We start from the raw sequence: 16,421 nt of genomic DNA, 5'->3' as shown, positions 1-16,421 counted from the left end.
CGGGCGAAGAGCCGAAAAGCCACAGTTGAATGCTGAATCTGCGAACTGGGTCACATGGGTGGTGTAGACGCGCACACCCGACGAAAAGTCACCATGCTTAGTTGTTGGGTGAATTGCCCAAAATCTACCAAATCGACCGTGTTGGACGTCACACGGTCGTGGCGGGCAGTCCGCAGTGGTCGAGCAGCCCGTGGAGGTCCGTCACGTGCAACGCCGGGTTGGCCGCCGCCCCCTCCGCAGTGTCCGGGTCCTCCAGTAGCGTGGCGATCAGCTCGCGAGGCAGCAGCGGGTTGGTGGCTGCGGCGTGGCGCACGCCGGGATCGGTATCGCTGAGCAGGGCGAGGGGCGGCCGCTCCAGCGAGGGATCGGCGGCGGCCAGGGCGCGCACCTGCGGGTCCGGGTGGCCGAGCAGATGCTCGAGGCCGGTGCGGGGAAGACCGGGCAGCGTGAGAAGGAAGGGACGCTGCCGCGGCAGGGCGACGAAGGCATCCAGGACGATGCCGGGCGGGGCGAGCGGGTGGTTGCAGGCGAGCAGATGCCGCACCTCCGCGTCGGAGTCACCCGCCAGCCGCGTCACCAGCTCAGGGGGAAGCCCGGGGGAAACGGCGGCGGCCCGCCGCAGCAAGGGCTGAGGTGAGGTGGCACACATGCGGTACCAGTCGGCGTCCGGCTCCACCGCCAACTCACCGACCGGCCCGATGACCTCGGCGCTACACCCAGCCACCCGGTCGAGGGCCGCCCGCTGGGCCCAGGTGCGGGGGAACGGATGCGCCAGGGCGCGGGTGCGCACGGCGTCGTCGGGATCCTGGGCGAGCTCGGCATGCAGCACCGGATCGAGATCGGCACGAGCGGCCACGCGCTCGCGCACATGGGGATCGGGGTGACGGGCGAGGCGGGCGACGGCGCCGGCGGGTGTATGGGGGTTGTGGGCAAGGGCCCACAGATCACGATCGTCCGCGAGACACGCGTCGGCAACGGCCTGCGAAACGGCGTAGTTGACGAGCAGGAGCGAGCGCTGATGGCAGTCGAACTCCGGAAGCTCGGCCTCCATGGCCACGGGATCGAGGACCCGGCTGTCTCGCCGGGCGGCGTCCCGCACGGCGGCAACAGGATCGCCGAGCAGGGCATCCCGCTGAGCGGGCGTGAGCCAGAGCCACCGCCCGGTGGCGTACGCCCGAAGGCCGGGGTCCGAGTGCGCCCACAACCTTCGATAGAAGGACATGGGTATCTGACCGGAGAACACCAACTCCTGAGCTATCTCATCGGCCGTGACCGCCTGTTCCTGACCACGCTCATGCCGCCCGGTCAGCAACCTCTCGATGACACCGTCGGGCAGCGACGCAACGCGCCCGAACCGCGGATGAGGCCCACCGGCAAGGTCGGCGACGACGAGCGAGTCGGAGTCATCGACCAGCCGGCTCCGCAGAGCGGGGTCGACATACCGATTACGAGCAAACCCCCGACGAACGGCTCGCTCCGGATGCCGGACCACGGCATCGATCACCTCACCGGGAAGCCCCCGCCGCTCCTCACACAACACCGCCCAGGCGACCCGCCCACCCGGCTCCAGGAGCCGAAGCAGAACACCGGCCGACGCGGAGGGGTTGGCGGCAACACCACGAAGCCAGGCTTGGGCGGGGGAGGAGGGCATGGACGTATGGTGCCAGCGAAGAAGCACGCGACGTCCGCCGACGTACTGCCTTGAGTTCCGGAGCCGTCAGCCGGCTGTAAAGCATGCGCGCAGCTTGTCGGCCACTGCATCCGGCACATGCCAGAAGCCCCAGTTGATCCACATGTTCTGGATGCCGAATCGCTCGCCCGCTCTGTTGTCGGGAAACGAGTCGGGGATGGGCCGAGGAAGCTCGCCGATCTGCTCAATGGGAAAGGTGTAGGCGTATCGCGTGGCGTCAGGCCAAGGAACGTGAACCGCGCTGGTTGCGGACCCGGTTGCCCGTAGCCATGCTGCAAGCCCACCGCCTTGCGCACGACCTCCCGAGAGCCACACAAAGACGGAGTCACCGGAGTCGAGCATGCGTGCGGCCTTCTCCGCGTTGTTGCCGCGTGGGACGCCCCAGAGACCCTCCCGCTTGCAGATCTCCCAGTTCTCGCGATACCCCAACGCGATGGATGCAACGAAAGTCGTCATAGCGGGCGATATTAAGGGAAGTTGAGCCTATCGCTGAGCCGTTGGTCGAGCTCCCTGACGCGCCTTCCGGGCTTGGCGGAAGTCGAGGTACGACAGCGCCACGACGAGCAGCGGGATCACGCTCCACAGCAGCGCGACCCGGAGCCGGCCGCTGGTCAAGGTGGCCACCAGACCCACTGTGACGGCGCTGCCGACGAAGCCGAAGAACTGCCGGTACGAGCGGAAGCCGCCTGTCGTTGCCGCGTACATCGCAGCAGGCTCGTCCTCCTCGGCGACCGCGGTGCGCAGCGGATGGCTGTCGCCGTCGCGTCGGGCTTGCCGCCAGGCGAAGAACCAGCGGCCGAGCGCGTAGAGGGTGAAGATGCCCAGGTAGATCCACCACTCGGTGGCATCGTCGGGTAAGGAGCGGGCCAGCGTCATGCGCACCCGCTTGCCCGCCGGCTGCGGGAGTAGTCGATTCCGCATCCCGCCGCCTGGCGGCCCCTGACACCTGCGGCCGTTCTGGCCCGCACGCGCCTGCACATACGCGAAGACCCCGGCCTCAGCGTTTCCGCTGGTGACGGGGTCTTTGGGCACCTCATGCTGGGTGCCCCCGGCAGGATTCGAACCTGCGCACACGGCTCCGGAGGCCGTTGAGAGCCACTACATCTGCGCAGGTCAGGCCTTTTCGCTGGCTCACCGAGGCGAAGTTCGTCCACAGCTAGTCCACAGCAAACGTTCGCCGGTGCGGCCCGTCCGTCTTCTCGCTGGCTTCACCCCGACATGAGCGCGCCCGTCCTGCCCTGGCGGCCTGAGGCCGTCCGTGCCCTCGCCGCCCAGGTGACTGGCGACCAGCCGCTGACGGTGCTGAGGCCCGAGTCCTGGCACGGCGAGCGCGCCGCCCGCCACGAGACCCAGGTTGACTGGGAGACCGCCACCCGTGCCGCAGCGAGCGCGATTCTCTTCGCTACGCCGCATGCCGTGAGCCGTTCCGCGATCCGGTGGGGTGGCACGGGGGCGCACAAGGGGCGCACTCCCTCGGTGGTGTGCCCCACTGGTCTGAGCTGATTCGGCAAAACTGCTTCCGCTTCCTGAGGGGTTCCTGAAAGCTTGAACAGGGTACAAACACGGGGATTTGTGAAGATCGATTCATGTGCCACCGAGGTGTGGCGCTAGGCAGCGGTCGCCGTTGAGGTGGCCAGTTGGTTCGGTCGAGGCGGCTCCCGGTGCGAAGTATTTTGCCTGTCAGGCAAACCTCCTGACGGAGTGACGCCTCTGTGGCTGCGTGCCGTATGTCGCACGTAAGTTGCGAATCGGTAACAGGGGTTCCCTGTCGTGGCATTTTGTTGAACGCTTAAGCTCCATGAATGAGGGGGACTAGTGAAGGTTGTTGTGCGTGCCTGGCGGGGGGTCAGGCGGGGGGCTCGGGCGCTTCATTGATCCAGCAGTCACACACGAGGAGACCCGGCTGCACCCCGCTGGGGCTGGCGGGACCACTCCCGCAGTGCGGTCCATGCAGGGGCGATGTCGAAGGCTTCCGCTTTCAGGGCAGTCGGCCGTGCCCCAGTAGCTTGAGGTCTGGGTCCACCCTGGACGTCGGCACGTTGGAGCATGGATACGTTCGGCTGATCCCGGCAATGAATGCGCGATGCCAGCCTGTAAACCCGATCGCTGACATCAGGACGCGCTGGTTGCAGAGAGGGTTAGGGCCCTAACTCTTTTGACCTGCAGCAAGTTGGACGTTCGGACGCCGGATAACCACGGCTCGTCCGCCAAGGCAACAAAAACCGACCTGTCGGTGGCTGTTCTCGCTGTCCGCAGCAGGTCCGACGGCGTGCGATGAAACGCATTGGCGGAAACAGGGCGATCGTAGTTCAGGAGCCACGTAAATGCAGGGCTGTCAGTTGTACATCGTGGTGACAGCAGTTGAGGCGGTGTAGTCGTGATGAACAAACGTGCCGAGTGGGTCCCCGACGCCGGGTTGGTTCGCGAGGTTGATGACCTCTTTGGGCGGGCGATTGATTCCTATCGTGCGAATCCGAACCTGATCACGGAGCACGCCAACCAAGAGGAGTCCATCCGGGTCGGCGGTTACTCGAATCGCACACTTCTGGAACTGGTGCAGAACGCAGCTGACGCCATGTCGGGGGCTGGCGAGCACGAGGAGGGCGCAGGGCGGGTCGAGATCGTTCTCGATCTCGACCGCCAGACACTGTACTGCGCGAACGCTGGCCGTCCGTTCTCCCGGAGCGGCCTCACCACGCTGGCCCATGCGCATCTCAGTGGTAAGCGAGGCGACGAGATCGGGCGGTTCGGGCTCGGTTTCAAGTCGGTTCTCGCGGTCACCGATACTCCACAGGTGTTCAGCCGATCGGTCGCCTTCGAGTTCAACTCGTCAAAGGCGAAGGCGGCGATCGCGACGATCGCGCCCGCTCCCAAGAGACTCCCGGTGCTGAGGACCCTGACCCGGATCGACGCGGCGGCCGAGTTCGTCAAGGACCCGATCCTGGCCGAGCTGGCGGAGTGGGCGGTGACGATAGTCAGATTGCCACATGCGACGAGGCTCGAGAATCTCAAGAAGGAGATCGAGGAATTTCGGTCCGAGTTCCTCCTATTCGTCAACTCGGTGCGTGAGATCCGGCTCCGGGTAATCGGAGCCGACGCGAACTTCGTGACGAGTCATGTGTCGCGGGAGCTGGGCGACGGCAGGTTTCGGATCGAGCGTCCAGACGGTGACCACGAAGAGTGGTACGTCGACAACCGGATGCATGCACCCAGTCCCGAGGCTCGGATCGAAGTCGGCGAAGCGGTGTCACGTGACCGAATGAAGGTCACGGTTGCGATGCCGGCGCGCTTCGCACAACTGAGAACGGGCGAGTTCTGGTCGTATTTCCCGCTGCAGGACCGGACATCGGCGTCCGCCCTTTTCAACGCCCCCTGGAGCGTCAACGACGACCGCACCACCCTGCTTTCGAACACGTACAACCGAGAGATCCTCGTGACTCTCTCTGGAATGTTCCTCGACATGCTGCCGAAGGTCTCGTCCGTCGACGATCCGGCAGCACACCTGGACTACATGCCGGCGCGTGGCCGAGAGACCCACTCGTTCGGCGACGAGATCCTCTGTGCCCATGTTCCGCAGCTCGGCTGTGAGAAGGCCCTGATCCCTGACGCCACCGGCGTGCTGCGCACGCCGCCGGAGCTCCGCCCCCTCGACTTTGGCGTCGGTGACGCGTCCGAACGTGATCACGAAGAGTGGATCAAATCGCCCCAAACCGATGACGCAGTGCCGCACTGGCGCTGCTATGCCAACGGTCAGCAGCGTGTGACTCGCTTGAGGGCGCTCTACGTGTGCAGCGTCTCCTCCGCCTTCGCCGACTCACGTCCCAGAGACGAGATGAAGGCGTTGGAGAGGATCCCGAAGCGAGGTGTCCTGTCCTGGCTGCGTGAATGGGCGGAGGGGCCCGATGTGGCCTCTGCGGCGAAGGCGCTCGATTTCGTGCTGAGGAATCCCAATGGCTTCGGTCCCGCGAAGGTCATACCGACGACCGATGGCATGCTGTCCATCAAGGACCGTGACCGGGTCTTCCTCCATCGTGCTGAGGACGTCGACGTCGAGGGATCGTGCTTCGTCGATCCGGACTTCCTGGCCGTTCCTGGCGTCGAGAAGAAGCTCGTGGATAGGGGGTTCCGGGACCTCGATCCGCTCGCGATGTTCGAGGCCAGGATGGCCAGGCTGTCACCGGAGTCCCAGGACGACGACCTCCCGAAGTTCTGGGACGCCGCCACTGATGTGCCCATGGCACAGGCACAGAAGGTCGTGGCGGGCAATAAGGCGGGGGCTCTCAGGGTCCCTACGCTTGACGGTGGTTGGGCCTTGCCCACGTATGTGCTGGACGTCGACGGCCTCGGTGACAGCACTCCCGATCGAGTCCTGGACCGAGCGAGGTGCGTTCCCCAGCTGGCACATGCGGCTGGCGTCATCACCGAGCCAGTGGCCTCGTACGCGCTCGAGGACGAGGTCCATTTCGAGGACTACTGCCAGTACGTGCTGGACGAGGTGAACCGTCGGCTCGGGCCCGGAGAGCGCCCCGTCGAGCAGGTCGAGTTCGACAGGGGGGAGGGTCCCGGTCCGTTCTCGGCGCTTCTGATGTTGCAGGAGGCGGGCGCGCCCGAACCCCTGCGCGAGCGGTGGACGGAAGGACTGCTCAGGCTCGACCAGGTGGGGCACTGGCTCTGTACCGACATCGACACGGGGCTCAGCCACCGGGTCCTGTCCCCTGTCCGCTGGGCGGCGGGTCGGGCCGGCCTGCTGAAGTCGAATCGCGGCCACCGGGCTCCCGGTCGCGTCGTCTCCGCTTCCCTCGTCAAGTATGAGGCCCTGCTGCCTCTCTTCCGAGGACCGCGTCACGTCGAGGACGCCCTGAAGCTGCCCAAGGACCTGGGCGAGGTCCCTGTGGAGGTCCTGCGCGAAGCGCTCGAGGCGGAGGTCACCTCGCCGATCAGCAACGTGGCCCTGACGGGGTTCGTCCTCACCGCGAGTCGGTTCGCATTCCCCGAGGGGCACCCGAAGTTCATCCCCGCCCGGGTGGGCCGTGCCATCGAGAGGAGGCGGCCCGATGCGGTGTACTTGGCGACGACCGAGGAGGAACGCGAGTTCCTCAACCTGAGGCAGAAGCCGTACCTCAAGGTGGATGAGGACGAAGCGGACGATTTCGTCGACGTGGTCGGATGCCGACGGTTCGAGGACAGCTTCTCCTTCTCGCTCCTGGTCGACGGCCGTCAGGTCGAGGAGCGCGTCATCGACCTGTACACCGGACTGCGTTCGACATTCGTCGAGGACAAGGTCACGGACGCGACCGTGGCGAAGGCCGTCCAGATCACGAAGCGTGTGACCACAGAGGACGGTGTCGAGGATCAGTCGCTCGAGTGGCACCGTCAGGGAATGACCCTGGTGGTCCAGGCAGAACTCGACGAACGTCGTGTCCTGCAGATCGTCAACGAGGCATTCGACCTGCGCCTGTCGAACGCCGAGTTGAGCGACATCCTTCAGGCACGCGTAGACCAACACCTGGAGATGCAACGGCAGGACGCCCGGGCCGCGTCCAGTGACGTGGAGCGGCTGGCGATCTACATCGGTGACGACACGCTGAAGGAGAACCTGCCGAAGGGACTCTGGCAGGCACTTGAGGGCCAAGGCTTGGTGGACGGCTCCACGTCCGTCGCCGAGCTCTTTCTGACCGTCTACGGCAGCGATTCGATCAAGCTTCTCGCGGAGGAGTTCAGCGCCGAGGGATACACGGACGTTCCCACGACGTGGGCAGGGGGAGCGTCGACCGTCGCCTGGCTTCGGAAGATGGGGTTCGGCGCCAAGTACGCCGGGCGTCGCACCCGGCACCAGGACGATGAGTTCGTCGTGCCCGGTGCTGTGAAGCTCAAGCCCCTGCACGACTTCCAGGAGAAGATCAGGGAGGAACTGGAGGAGGTCCTGACGTCCCGGGGACGGGACGGTCGTGCGCTCAAGGGCATGGTGGAGCTTCCGACGGGAGCCGGGAAGACCCGGGTGGCCACTGAAACCGTGCTGCGGTTGTTCGTCGACGGCGAGATGAGCGGAACCGTGCTCTGGATCGCGCAGTCGGAGGAGCTCTGCGAGCAGGCGGTGCAGACGTTCGGCACCGTCTGGCGTTGGCTTGGGGACGAGCGTCCGTTGACGATTGGTCGGCTCTGGAACACCAACGTCGTTCACGAACCCGACACCGAGTTCAGTGTGGTCGTGGCCACCGACGCCAAGCTCGACCGGGTGGCCGACACTCCTGAGTACGAGTGGCTGAGCAGGGCCTCCGCGGTGTTCATCGACGAGGCGCACCGGGCCGGCGGGTCGAAGATGTACACGAAGATCCTCAGGTGGCTCGGAGTCGACGGTCGTAGCTGGGAACGGCCTCTGGTGGGCATCTCGGCGACGCCGTTCAAGGGCAGCGGCGATGTCACCGAGCCGACGAAGGAACTGGCAGCCCGCTTCGGTCACCACAAGATGAGCGCCTTCGACGGCAACGCCTACCCGGAGCTGTCGAAGAGAGGTGTCCTCGCCAGGGTCCGACACGAAGTGCTGGACGGCGTGAAGGTCGCGCTGGAGCCGGACGAACTCGCACAGGTGCGGTCCCTGCGCAGGCTCGAACCCCAGGTCCTCGACCGCATCGGCCGGGACCAGGCCCGCATGAAGATCCTCGTGGACGACATCCTGAAACGGGATCCGGAATGGCCGATCCTCGTGTTCACGCCGAACGTCCTGTCCGCCCAGGTCCTCGCCGCGACACTGCGTTACCGGAAGGTCGCGGCCGAGGCGGTCAGCGGCCAGACCGGACGGCAGACGCGCCGTGACGTCATCGAGAGGTTCAAGAGGAATGAGATCAGGGTTCTGGCCAACTGCGACCTGTTGATCCAGGGATTCGACGCGCCCGGCGTCCGGGCGCTGTACATCGCGAGGCCCACGTTCAGTCCCAGCGCCTACATCCAGATGGCCGGCCGCGGTCTGCGTGGTCCTGAGAACGGCGGCAAGGAGGAGTGCCTCATCGTGGACGTCGCCGACAACTTCGGCGCGGTCAACGACTTCCTCGGATTCCGTGCTTACGAGGGCCTCTGGCGAAAGCAGGGATCATGATCCTCATACCGGATATCGCCGACATCGAGACGGCCACCACCAGCAACGCCGAACGGCGGGTGGCCCGACTGCTGCGAGCGATCGAAGGCCCCCCCGACGCCGTCGCCTTCCACTCCGTGAAGCTGCGGAGCCACGCGGTCAAGCAGCAGGGGGAAGCGGACTTCGTCGTGCTCTGGAACGGCGTCGTCGTCATCGTCGAGGTCAAGGGCGGGGGCGTCAGGAAGTACGACGGTGTCTGGTACTCCATCGACCGTCACGGTGACTGGAAGAAGTTGCGTGAGTCGCCGATGGACCAGGCGCAGTCGGCGATGTACGCGCTGCGCGACATCCTCCAGGAGGAAGGCGTCGGTTGGTTCGCGACCGAGGCCGTTGCCCTCACCCCCGACATAGACGCGCCTCCGGCAGCCGTCGAATGGAAGGGGAGCCACTGGTGGGCCAAGGAGCAGATGAGCATTGCCGCACTGGCCGAAGCCTTCGAGAAGGTCGCCGGCGAAGCGAGGACCGCTCCCCACGGAATCAGAGTCGCCCGGTCCGAGACTCTCCGGGCGCGCCTCTTCGGTGAGTTCACCAGGATGCCCGTCATCGATGCGCAGCGGGGCGCCGTGCTGGAGGAGCAGAATCGAGCGACCGAGGGCCAGGCCAGGGTCTTGGCCGCCCTCTCCCGGAACCCGAGGATGCTCGTCTTCGGTGGCGCGGGCACCGGGAAATCCCTGGTGTTGGCGGAAGGCGCAAAGCAGGAGGCGGGCGAAGGGAAGTCGGTTCTCATCACCTTTCACTCGCCCGCCCTGGTCGACTTCTTCGGTCCGCGGATCGAGGGCAGAGACATCGATCTCCTTCCGTTCGCGGACCTGTCCGGTGACAAGCAGTACGACGTCGTCTTCGTCGACGAGGCACAGGACCTCATGAACGCCGGCGGCATGGATGCCCTGGACGCCGTGATCCGCGGGGGTCGAGAGGGCGGCCGGTGGAGGATGTTTCTCGACCCCAACAACCAGGCACGCGTCGACGGCGAGTTCGATCCGGAGGTCTGCGAGTTGGTCCAGCAGGAGGCGCTTCAGTACGACCTGGACCGGAACGTGCGCAACACCCGTGCGATCGTCCACGTCGTGCAGGAGTACCTCGGCGCCGACGTCGGGGACCCGGGCATCGTCCATGGCGACCGAGTGGAATGGCGGTGGTCCGACGGGACGGCCGGTGTCGCCGCGGCCGAGACCGTGGCTCGCGACCTCGTCGCGAACGGGGCCCGTCGCCAGGACATCTGGATCATCAGTGTGTCCGAGGACGCCGAGCCGCGCAGGAGCGAGGCCGGATTCCTCGTGACCAACCCCCGTTACGCCAAGGGGCTGGAGGCAGAGCACGTCATCGTGTGCGACCTGCCCCAGGAATACGACGACCGGGGACTCGCCGCTTTCTACGTGGCTGTCACGCGGGCGCGGGTCACGCTCCACGTGGTCGCGTCCAAGAACGACAAGAAGCGGCTCCAGGATCTTCTTCGAAAGCAGGTTGGGAAGTGAACCTCACAGCGGCCCAGAAGGAGGCCCTCCACCATCTCCGAGCCTCCTACGTGGGGCCCGAGGCCGGAGACGAGGAGGTCACGGCGAACCTGCCTCACCGGCAGTACGCCGTTGGCATGCTGTTCCCGGTCGAGGCCGAGGCCCGAGGCTCTCACGGCGACGGGAACACGGACGAAGAGGTATCGGCGGATGTCCCCGATGGTGATGTCGAGGAGAGTGGGGCCGGTGTCCCCCTGGCCGAGGACTGGAAGCCCTCGTCCGTCGCGCTTTCCTTCGTCACCGACGGCGACTCGGTCGACGTCGACTTCTCGTGCGGTACGTACGCCGCTGTCGAGGGAGACGGGCCGCCCAGGTGGCAGCGTACCCCGTACTTCGTCGACGGCCTCGACCTCCGGCGGGGCAAGGGGCCCGAGCGCCTTTCCGTGGGTGGTGTCTCGGTCGAGATCGGGTCGCGTTGGCGCGACTTCAAGGGCGACTCGTTGGTCACCGTCCACGTACGGGTCCTGACCGAATCCACGGGAGACGACCGACTCGACATCCCTCGGACGCTGTTCCAGGTCCACCTGGCCGCCGCTCCCTCCGCCGGGGCGGAGATCCTGGAGTACGACACCACGCGCTCGATCGACACCGACCCGGAAGCCGCCGAGCTGCGCCTGCGATATCGCAACCGAAAGGTCTACGCGGTCGGGCACGGAATGGCCGCGGACTGGGAGTTCGCGGACGGCCGTTGTTCCAAGGTCTTCCTCGATCCCGTGCCGGCCTTCGTGGTGCCCGCCGTCGAGACCACGGGTTTCGATGAAGGGACGGCCGAGGCCGAGGCGTTGGAACTGGGGCACCTTCAGCAGATCGACAAGGATCCCGAAGCGGTCCTTCGATCGTTGGACGCTTTCCTCCAGGCGTTCGCTGGCTGGGCCTCCCGACAGATGGAACGGGCGGAGGCGTTCGGCGACGACAGGGCCGTGGCCGTCCGCATCGCCGGGCGTTCGCAGGACGCCGTCGACAGGATGAGGGAAGGCATAGACCTCCTCCGGGCGCCGGGACGACAGGACCTTCGAACGGCTTTCTCACTGGGCATGGCCGCCATGCGTCTTCAGATGCGGCAGGCGTCCATCAACCGCGGGAAGCCGGAGGAGCAGGTGCCGGAGCCGCGGTGGCGACCCTTCCAGCTCGGCTTCCTGCTCGTGTCGCTGGCCTCCACCGTCGACGAGGGGCACAAGGATCGGGACCTCGTCGACCTCATCTGGTTCCCGACCGGTGGCGGCAAGACCGAGGCATACCTGGGTCTCGCCGCGATCGAGGTGTTCCGCCGACGGCTCGCTCACGGCACGGCCGGCGGGGGAACCGCCGTCATCACCCGCTACACCCTGCGGCTCCTGACCTCTCAGCAGTTCCAACGGGCCGCGGCACTGGTCTGCGCGATGGAGCGGCTGCGGGACACGGACGACCGGGCGAAAGGCATGGCGCCGTTCTCGATCGGTCTGTGGGTGGGCAACGAAGTCACCCCCGGCACGCGAGTAGAGGCGCGTGAAGCACTCAAACGGCTTCAGAAGGCCGCGCGCCCGGAAGAGGCGAACGAGTTCCAGGTCGAGAGTTGCCCTTGGTGTCTGACGCCCTTGGTGCCGAGGCTCAGGAGCGACAAGCCAGAGGACTACGGCATGCGCCTGGACGGCGTGGACGTCGTGCTCCACTGTGTCGACGCGTCGTGCGACTTCGCCGGCGAGCTCCCGCTCGCGGTCGTCGACGAGGTGCTGTACAAGGAACCGCCCACCATCCTCCTGGCCACCGTCGACAAGTTCGCGCGTCTGCAGTTCAAGCCGGAAGCAGGCAGGCTACTCGGTCTCGGGACCACCTTCAGGCAACCGTCCATGATCATCCAGGACGAGCTGCACCTCCTCTCGGGACCGCTCGGAACCACCGTCGCCGTCTTCGACGCGGTGATCCAGGTCCTGCTGAGCCGCTCGGGCTCCAGTCCCAAGATCGTGGCCTCGACGGCCACCATCCGCGCGTCCGACGAGCAGGTGGAGGGCCTGTACGGTCGAGAGGTCGCCCTGTATCCGCCCTCGGGACTCGACGACGACCGGACCTTTTTCTCCCGCCCGGTGGAAAGCGGAGAAGGACGTCTCTACGTCGGCCTGATGCCGCAGTCGGTCTCGCAGCCGTCGGCCGTCATCGCGGCCGTCACCCCCATGGTGGAGATGCCGGAGGCGCTCGCTGGCCGCGCCCCGGCCGCCGCGTCACGGGACGCGTACTGGACGCTGGTCATGTACCACAACAGTCTTCGTGAGCTCGGACGTACCGGGACGCTGGTCGTCGATGACGTCAACGGTCGTCTGGAGCCCCGAGCCGAGAGGCTCGGGTTCCCGCTGCGGCCCGTCAGGGCGGGGAAGGTACTGGAACTGACGAGCCGTCGCGGAGCCGAGGAACTACCGAACGATCTCCGCGCGCTCAGGGTCAGGGCCGACGAGTCGCCGGAGGCCGTCGACGTGGTCCTCTCGTCGAACATGCTCTCCGTGGGCATCGACATCCCGCGGCTCGCGCTGATGCTCATGGTGGGGCAGCCCAAGACCACGGCCGAGTACATCCAGGCCACGAGCCGTGTCGGACGTGGAGACACGAAGGGCGTCGTCGTCACGCTGTTCCGGTCGGGAAGGGCCCGTGATCGCTCGCACTTCGAGACTTTCCGTGGCTACCACGAGGCCCTCTACCGGAGCGTGGAGCCCACGAGCGTCACGCCGTGGTCGTTGGCCTCACGCGAGCGATCGCTCGCCGGCGCCCTCGTGACACTGCTGAGGCAGTCGTTCACACCACTCGCTCTGAACGAAGCGGCGGGTCGGTTCGACCTCGGGGACGACAGGATCCGCGAAGCGGTCGATCGACTCGTGGAACGGTTCCTCGGCTACGTGACGCGGGCCGACGGCATCGAAGCCCCGGATACACGCTCCGCGGTATGGAGCCTCCTGAGGGACTGGGACCGACGGGCAGGCCAGGCACGGGAGTCGGGCGAGCCTCTGTACTACCAGCGGACGAAGAAGGATCAGGCAGCGTTGTTGAAGAAGTTCGGCCAGCCCGGCGAGGGGTGGCTCGTCGCGGATTCGATGAGGTCCGTGGAGCCCAATGTGGCGGTCGAGGTCCAGGAACCGCAGGAGGAGGTGCACCATGGAGAAGATCAGGCATGACCTGCGCCTCTCCGAGACGATCTCACCGTTCGGTGTGGGAGCGATCGTCGACGTGCGAGGCGAGTCGCTCATGGCGCCGGACACGTCCTGGTGGGACAAGAGGTTCGCCCATGAGATCAGCTGTGAGCGTCTGATGGCCCGCCTCGGTGCCGGTGTCCTGAGACAACCGCCAGCACACGCGAGCCGGGCCGCGAAGGAAACCCCCGCGTTGCCGTACTGGCGCTTTCCCGCTTGGCGGTTCTGCGAGCGTTGCGACAAGCTCTCGAAGCTGACCGGTAGGAAAAAGGGGAAGTGGAGCAACACCTGCGACTGCGGCGGCGCGCTCGTACCGATGCGATATGTTGCCGTCTGCGAAAAGGGCAGCCACATACAGGACATCAACTGGTTCCAGTGGGCACATCGTGGGCGCGCGGCGAGCCTGAACGAACCGGTCCGCTTCTGCCGTGACTACAAAGCACTCAGGTTCCGCAAGCTGGCCACTCGTGGCGAAGGCCTCGCGGCCCTGGTGGTGAAGTGCCACGGGTGCGGGAATGAGCGCAGTCTCGCTGAACTCGTGACGAAGGGGGCCCTGCACCGCGACGGGATCCGTTGCGCGGGACGGCAGCCCTGGGAGCCGGAGGCCTCCGTCAAGAAAGCTTGCCCGTACGAGCTGGTTGCGGTGCAGCGCGGTGCCACGGGCAACTACATCGTCGAGAGAATCTCGGCTCTCGACATCCCAGAGGAACGCCCGCAGTCCGCGGAGACGGCCGACAAGATCCGTGGTCACATGCTCTTCGGGAAAGTCGTGACCGACAACGGCGGGCCCCAGTCGGAAGTGCTGGCGCAGATGATCGCCGACGATATCGGAGTGACGGCGGAAACCGTCCTCGGTGTCGCGGCGGGGGAGGAAAACCCCGCGAGTGAGCTGCTGCTAGACCTGAAGGACGGTGAGTGGGCGGCTTTCCTGAAGAAACTAGACGAAGGACGCGACCGCACGGGAAGCGACTTCGTCGTCGACGGGAGAAGCCTCGAAGGGCTCGCGGGACCGCAGAGCCTCCTCGCCAAGATCAGCGGCATCGGACAGGTACGCCGGGTACGGGAGGTCCGTGCCCTGCGGGGGTTCCGACGCCACGACGCGGAAGCGAAGCTGATCAACGCCGATCTGGGATCGGACCGGTCGTATCGGCCCACCTACCCGGCGATCGAACTGTTCGGGGAAGGAATCTTCCTGCGGTTCGGCGAGGAGAAGCTCGCCGCATGGGAGGCACAGCCGGAGGTGCAGGCACGCGCCGGCATCCTCAAAAAGAGAAGGGCGGACTCTCCCTGGGCCGGCCGCCTCGACGTGCCGGAACCCAGGTACATCGCCCTGCACACGCTGGCCCACCTGCTTATCCGGCGACTGGCGTTCGCCAGCGGCTACGCGTCTGCCTCGCTGCAAGAACGGATCTACGCGAACTCCGACCGAACGGACAAGACCGCCGGGATCTTGATCTATACAGCGGCAGGGGACGCCCAGGGGACTCTCGGCGGGCTCGTCAGGCTCGGGGACCCCAAGAAGCTGATCCCACTCCTGGTGGCAGCTCTGGACGACGCGGACTTCTGCTCCAACGATCCGGTCTGCATCGAGAGCGACCGTCAGGGAGCCTCACAGCTGAATCTCTCGGCCTGCCACGGGTGCTCCCTGGTGAGTGAAACCTCCTGCGAGACCGGAAACCGGCTACTGGATCGACAGCTGGTCCTCGGCGGAAGCGACGTGAGAGGACTGCTGGACGACGTTCTGACGGACGTTCGACGGCCCAGGTGACGACCTTTGGCATTCTGCGGCCCCGACGCACATGCTTGGGGCCGCAGAGCGGCCATCCTCGGACGCTGTTGGGCGGGGTCTGCAACCGTCGCTGCCCTCTCAGGCTTTGCGATCCGTCTGCCTGAGGAAACCCCTATGGTTTTCGTCGGTCGACGGGCTCAGCTGCGGTGCCATGCTGCAACAGTTCCGGAGGGGGCTTAAGTTCCCGGAGAATGCCCAGGTGAGAGGTAGGGCAGACATAGAGAAACCCGTCTACTGTCCGGAGATGGTCCACAAAGTCGAGTCCACGCCCAGGCGCAGTCGGCTAGCGTGTCGGCCGACTGATGCCCGTGCGGCCCGCGTACCTGGTCGAGGACCGTCACCGCCAGCCGCAGGGTCGAAGCACCGCCTACGATCCCGCTGCGGATAAGGCTTCGAAGCCCTCCAGCGCCACGGGAGCGGCGTGTGCCGCGCTCCTACTCAATCACCGTGAACGTGGTGTGCCGCGGGCCGTCGTACTTTAGGCTGCACCATGTGACAGGGCTAGAGTTCGCCTTCTGGGGGGCGGCAGGAAGTTTCGCAGTCGAAGGGCTAGAGCTCACTACCGAGGTTAAAACGCTCGGAGGGTGGCCCTGGAAGAAACCCGGCAAACCTGGACTTCCGGCCTCTCTGATATCGATGATCATTCGGTTGGTCATCGGAGCGATTGTAGCCTCCGCTGCCGGAGTCGGGGGTCAAGTCAACGGTGTCTTTGGCGCTTTGGCCGCAGGTGTAGCAGCGCCATTGATCATTGAGAAATTGGGTCAGACTACAGTGCTGACTACCCACACTAGGGACGCTACCTCAGCGTCCAATGCAGTGCCGGCGGACACTGCCGGGGAAGGGGGAAAGGCAAGTGTCTAACTTGAACCTGAATAGGCCGCCGTCGCGGGAGAAAAAGTTCCTTATGGAAGTGATGTCGGCCCTCTTCAGGACGACACTCGAAAGCTGGTCGCAAACCCTGCGGCTGGTGAGTGTTGTCGCAGGCTCAGCTGCTGCCTCCCTCGCTGTCTGGTGGTTGCAGCGCAGGTAGAGCTTCCGCGGTCAGTAAAAATGTCCTGGGTCCTCAATCTAACGGCAAAGCCCCGGAGCCTACAGTTGGCGCTCCGGGGCCTCCGTGCGTTCACGGCACCTTCAGGGCCTACGG

Annotated in this window: 8 protein-coding genes; 5 read left to right on the top strand and 3 right to left on the bottom strand. The window is 65.9% G+C overall.

Translation table 11 applies throughout. The features are described 5' to 3' along the window. Nucleotides 1-148 precede the first annotated feature (148 nt). The 3 genes from ACZ67Q_RS08340 to ACZ67Q_RS08330 all read right to left on the bottom strand — a co-directional run bounded on the left by ACZ67Q_RS08340 (nucleotide 149) and on the right by ACZ67Q_RS08330 (nucleotide 2,566). Nucleotides 149-1,651: a hypothetical protein gene (locus ACZ67Q_RS08340; protein ID WP_471178088.1), complete on the bottom strand. Its 1,503-nt coding sequence runs from the start codon at nucleotides 1,649-1,651 to the stop codon at nucleotides 149-151. A gap of 66 nt (nucleotides 1,652-1,717) precedes the next feature. After that, the gene (locus ACZ67Q_RS08335; RefSeq protein WP_471178086.1) at nucleotides 1,718-2,146 is read right to left on the bottom strand and encodes a hypothetical protein; all 429 of its coding nucleotides are present in this window, start codon (nucleotides 2,144-2,146) and stop codon (nucleotides 1,718-1,720) included. Nucleotides 2,147-2,173: 27 nt separating this feature from the next. Then, on the bottom strand, nucleotides 2,174-2,566 hold the full coding sequence (locus ACZ67Q_RS08330) for a hypothetical protein (RefSeq protein ID WP_471178084.1): 393 nt from the start codon (nucleotides 2,564-2,566) through the stop codon (nucleotides 2,174-2,176). A 342-nt stretch (nucleotides 2,567-2,908) separates the two neighbouring features. On the opposite strand from ACZ67Q_RS08330, the gene ACZ67Q_RS08325 reads away from it, so the two are divergent. The 5 genes from ACZ67Q_RS08325 to drmB all read left to right on the top strand — a co-directional run bounded on the left by ACZ67Q_RS08325 (nucleotide 2,909) and on the right by drmB (nucleotide 15,256). Then, nucleotides 2,909-3,193 (top strand): hypothetical protein, encoded by a 285-nt coding sequence (locus ACZ67Q_RS08325; RefSeq protein ID WP_471178081.1) that lies wholly within the window; start codon nucleotides 2,909-2,911, stop codon nucleotides 3,191-3,193. Between the two features lie 877 nt (nucleotides 3,194-4,070). Continuing rightward, complete coding sequence (locus ACZ67Q_RS08320; protein WP_471178079.1) at nucleotides 4,071-8,783, top strand: DEAD/DEAH box helicase; 4,713 nt, start codon at nucleotides 4,071-4,073, stop codon at nucleotides 8,781-8,783. Further along, nucleotides 8,780-10,297 carry a nuclease-related domain-containing DEAD/DEAH box helicase gene (locus tag ACZ67Q_RS08315; RefSeq protein ID WP_471178076.1) on the top strand — a complete coding sequence of 506 codons (1,518 nt, stop codon included), beginning with the start codon at nucleotides 8,780-8,782 and terminating at the stop codon, nucleotides 10,295-10,297. The genes ACZ67Q_RS08320 and ACZ67Q_RS08315 overlap by 4 nt, the downstream gene beginning before the upstream one ends. Then, nucleotides 10,294-13,473, top strand: coding sequence for a helicase-related protein (locus tag ACZ67Q_RS08310; protein ID WP_471178073.1), 3,180 nt, complete (start codon nucleotides 10,294-10,296; stop codon nucleotides 13,471-13,473). Before ACZ67Q_RS08315 ends, ACZ67Q_RS08310 begins: the two co-directional genes overlap by 4 nt. Then, nucleotides 13,454-15,256, top strand: coding sequence for a DrmB family protein (gene drmB, locus ACZ67Q_RS08305; protein WP_471178071.1), 1,803 nt, complete (start codon nucleotides 13,454-13,456; stop codon nucleotides 15,254-15,256). The genes ACZ67Q_RS08310 and drmB overlap by 20 nt, the downstream gene beginning before the upstream one ends. Nucleotides 15,257-16,421: the final 1,165 nt, after the last annotated feature.

It is taken from the genome of Streptomyces sp. NPDC036813 (assembly GCF_055609245.1).
This window is presented reverse-complemented; position numbering and strand designations above follow the sequence as displayed.

Excerpts from the sequence above, each read along its gene's own strand:
- ACZ67Q_RS08315 (WP_471178076.1), top strand. The coding sequence starts at position 8,780 with ATGATCCTCATACCGGATATCGCCGACATCGAGACGGCCACCACCAGC.
- drmB (WP_471178071.1), top strand. The coding sequence starts at position 13,454 with ATGGAGAAGATCAGGCATGACCTGCGCCTCTCCGAGACGATCTCACCG.
- ACZ67Q_RS08325 (WP_471178081.1), top strand. The coding sequence starts at position 2,909 with ATGAGCGCGCCCGTCCTGCCCTGGCGGCCTGAGGCCGTCCGTGCCCTC.
- ACZ67Q_RS08340 (WP_471178088.1), bottom strand. The coding sequence starts at position 1,651 with ATGCCCTCCTCCCCCGCCCAAGCCTGGCTTCGTGGTGTTGCCGCCAAC.
- ACZ67Q_RS08335 (WP_471178086.1), bottom strand. The coding sequence starts at position 2,146 with ATGACGACTTTCGTTGCATCCATCGCGTTGGGGTATCGCGAGAACTGG.
- ACZ67Q_RS08330 (WP_471178084.1), bottom strand. The coding sequence starts at position 2,566 with ATGACGCTGGCCCGCTCCTTACCCGACGATGCCACCGAGTGGTGGATC.
- ACZ67Q_RS08320 (WP_471178079.1), top strand. The coding sequence starts at position 4,071 with ATGAACAAACGTGCCGAGTGGGTCCCCGACGCCGGGTTGGTTCGCGAG.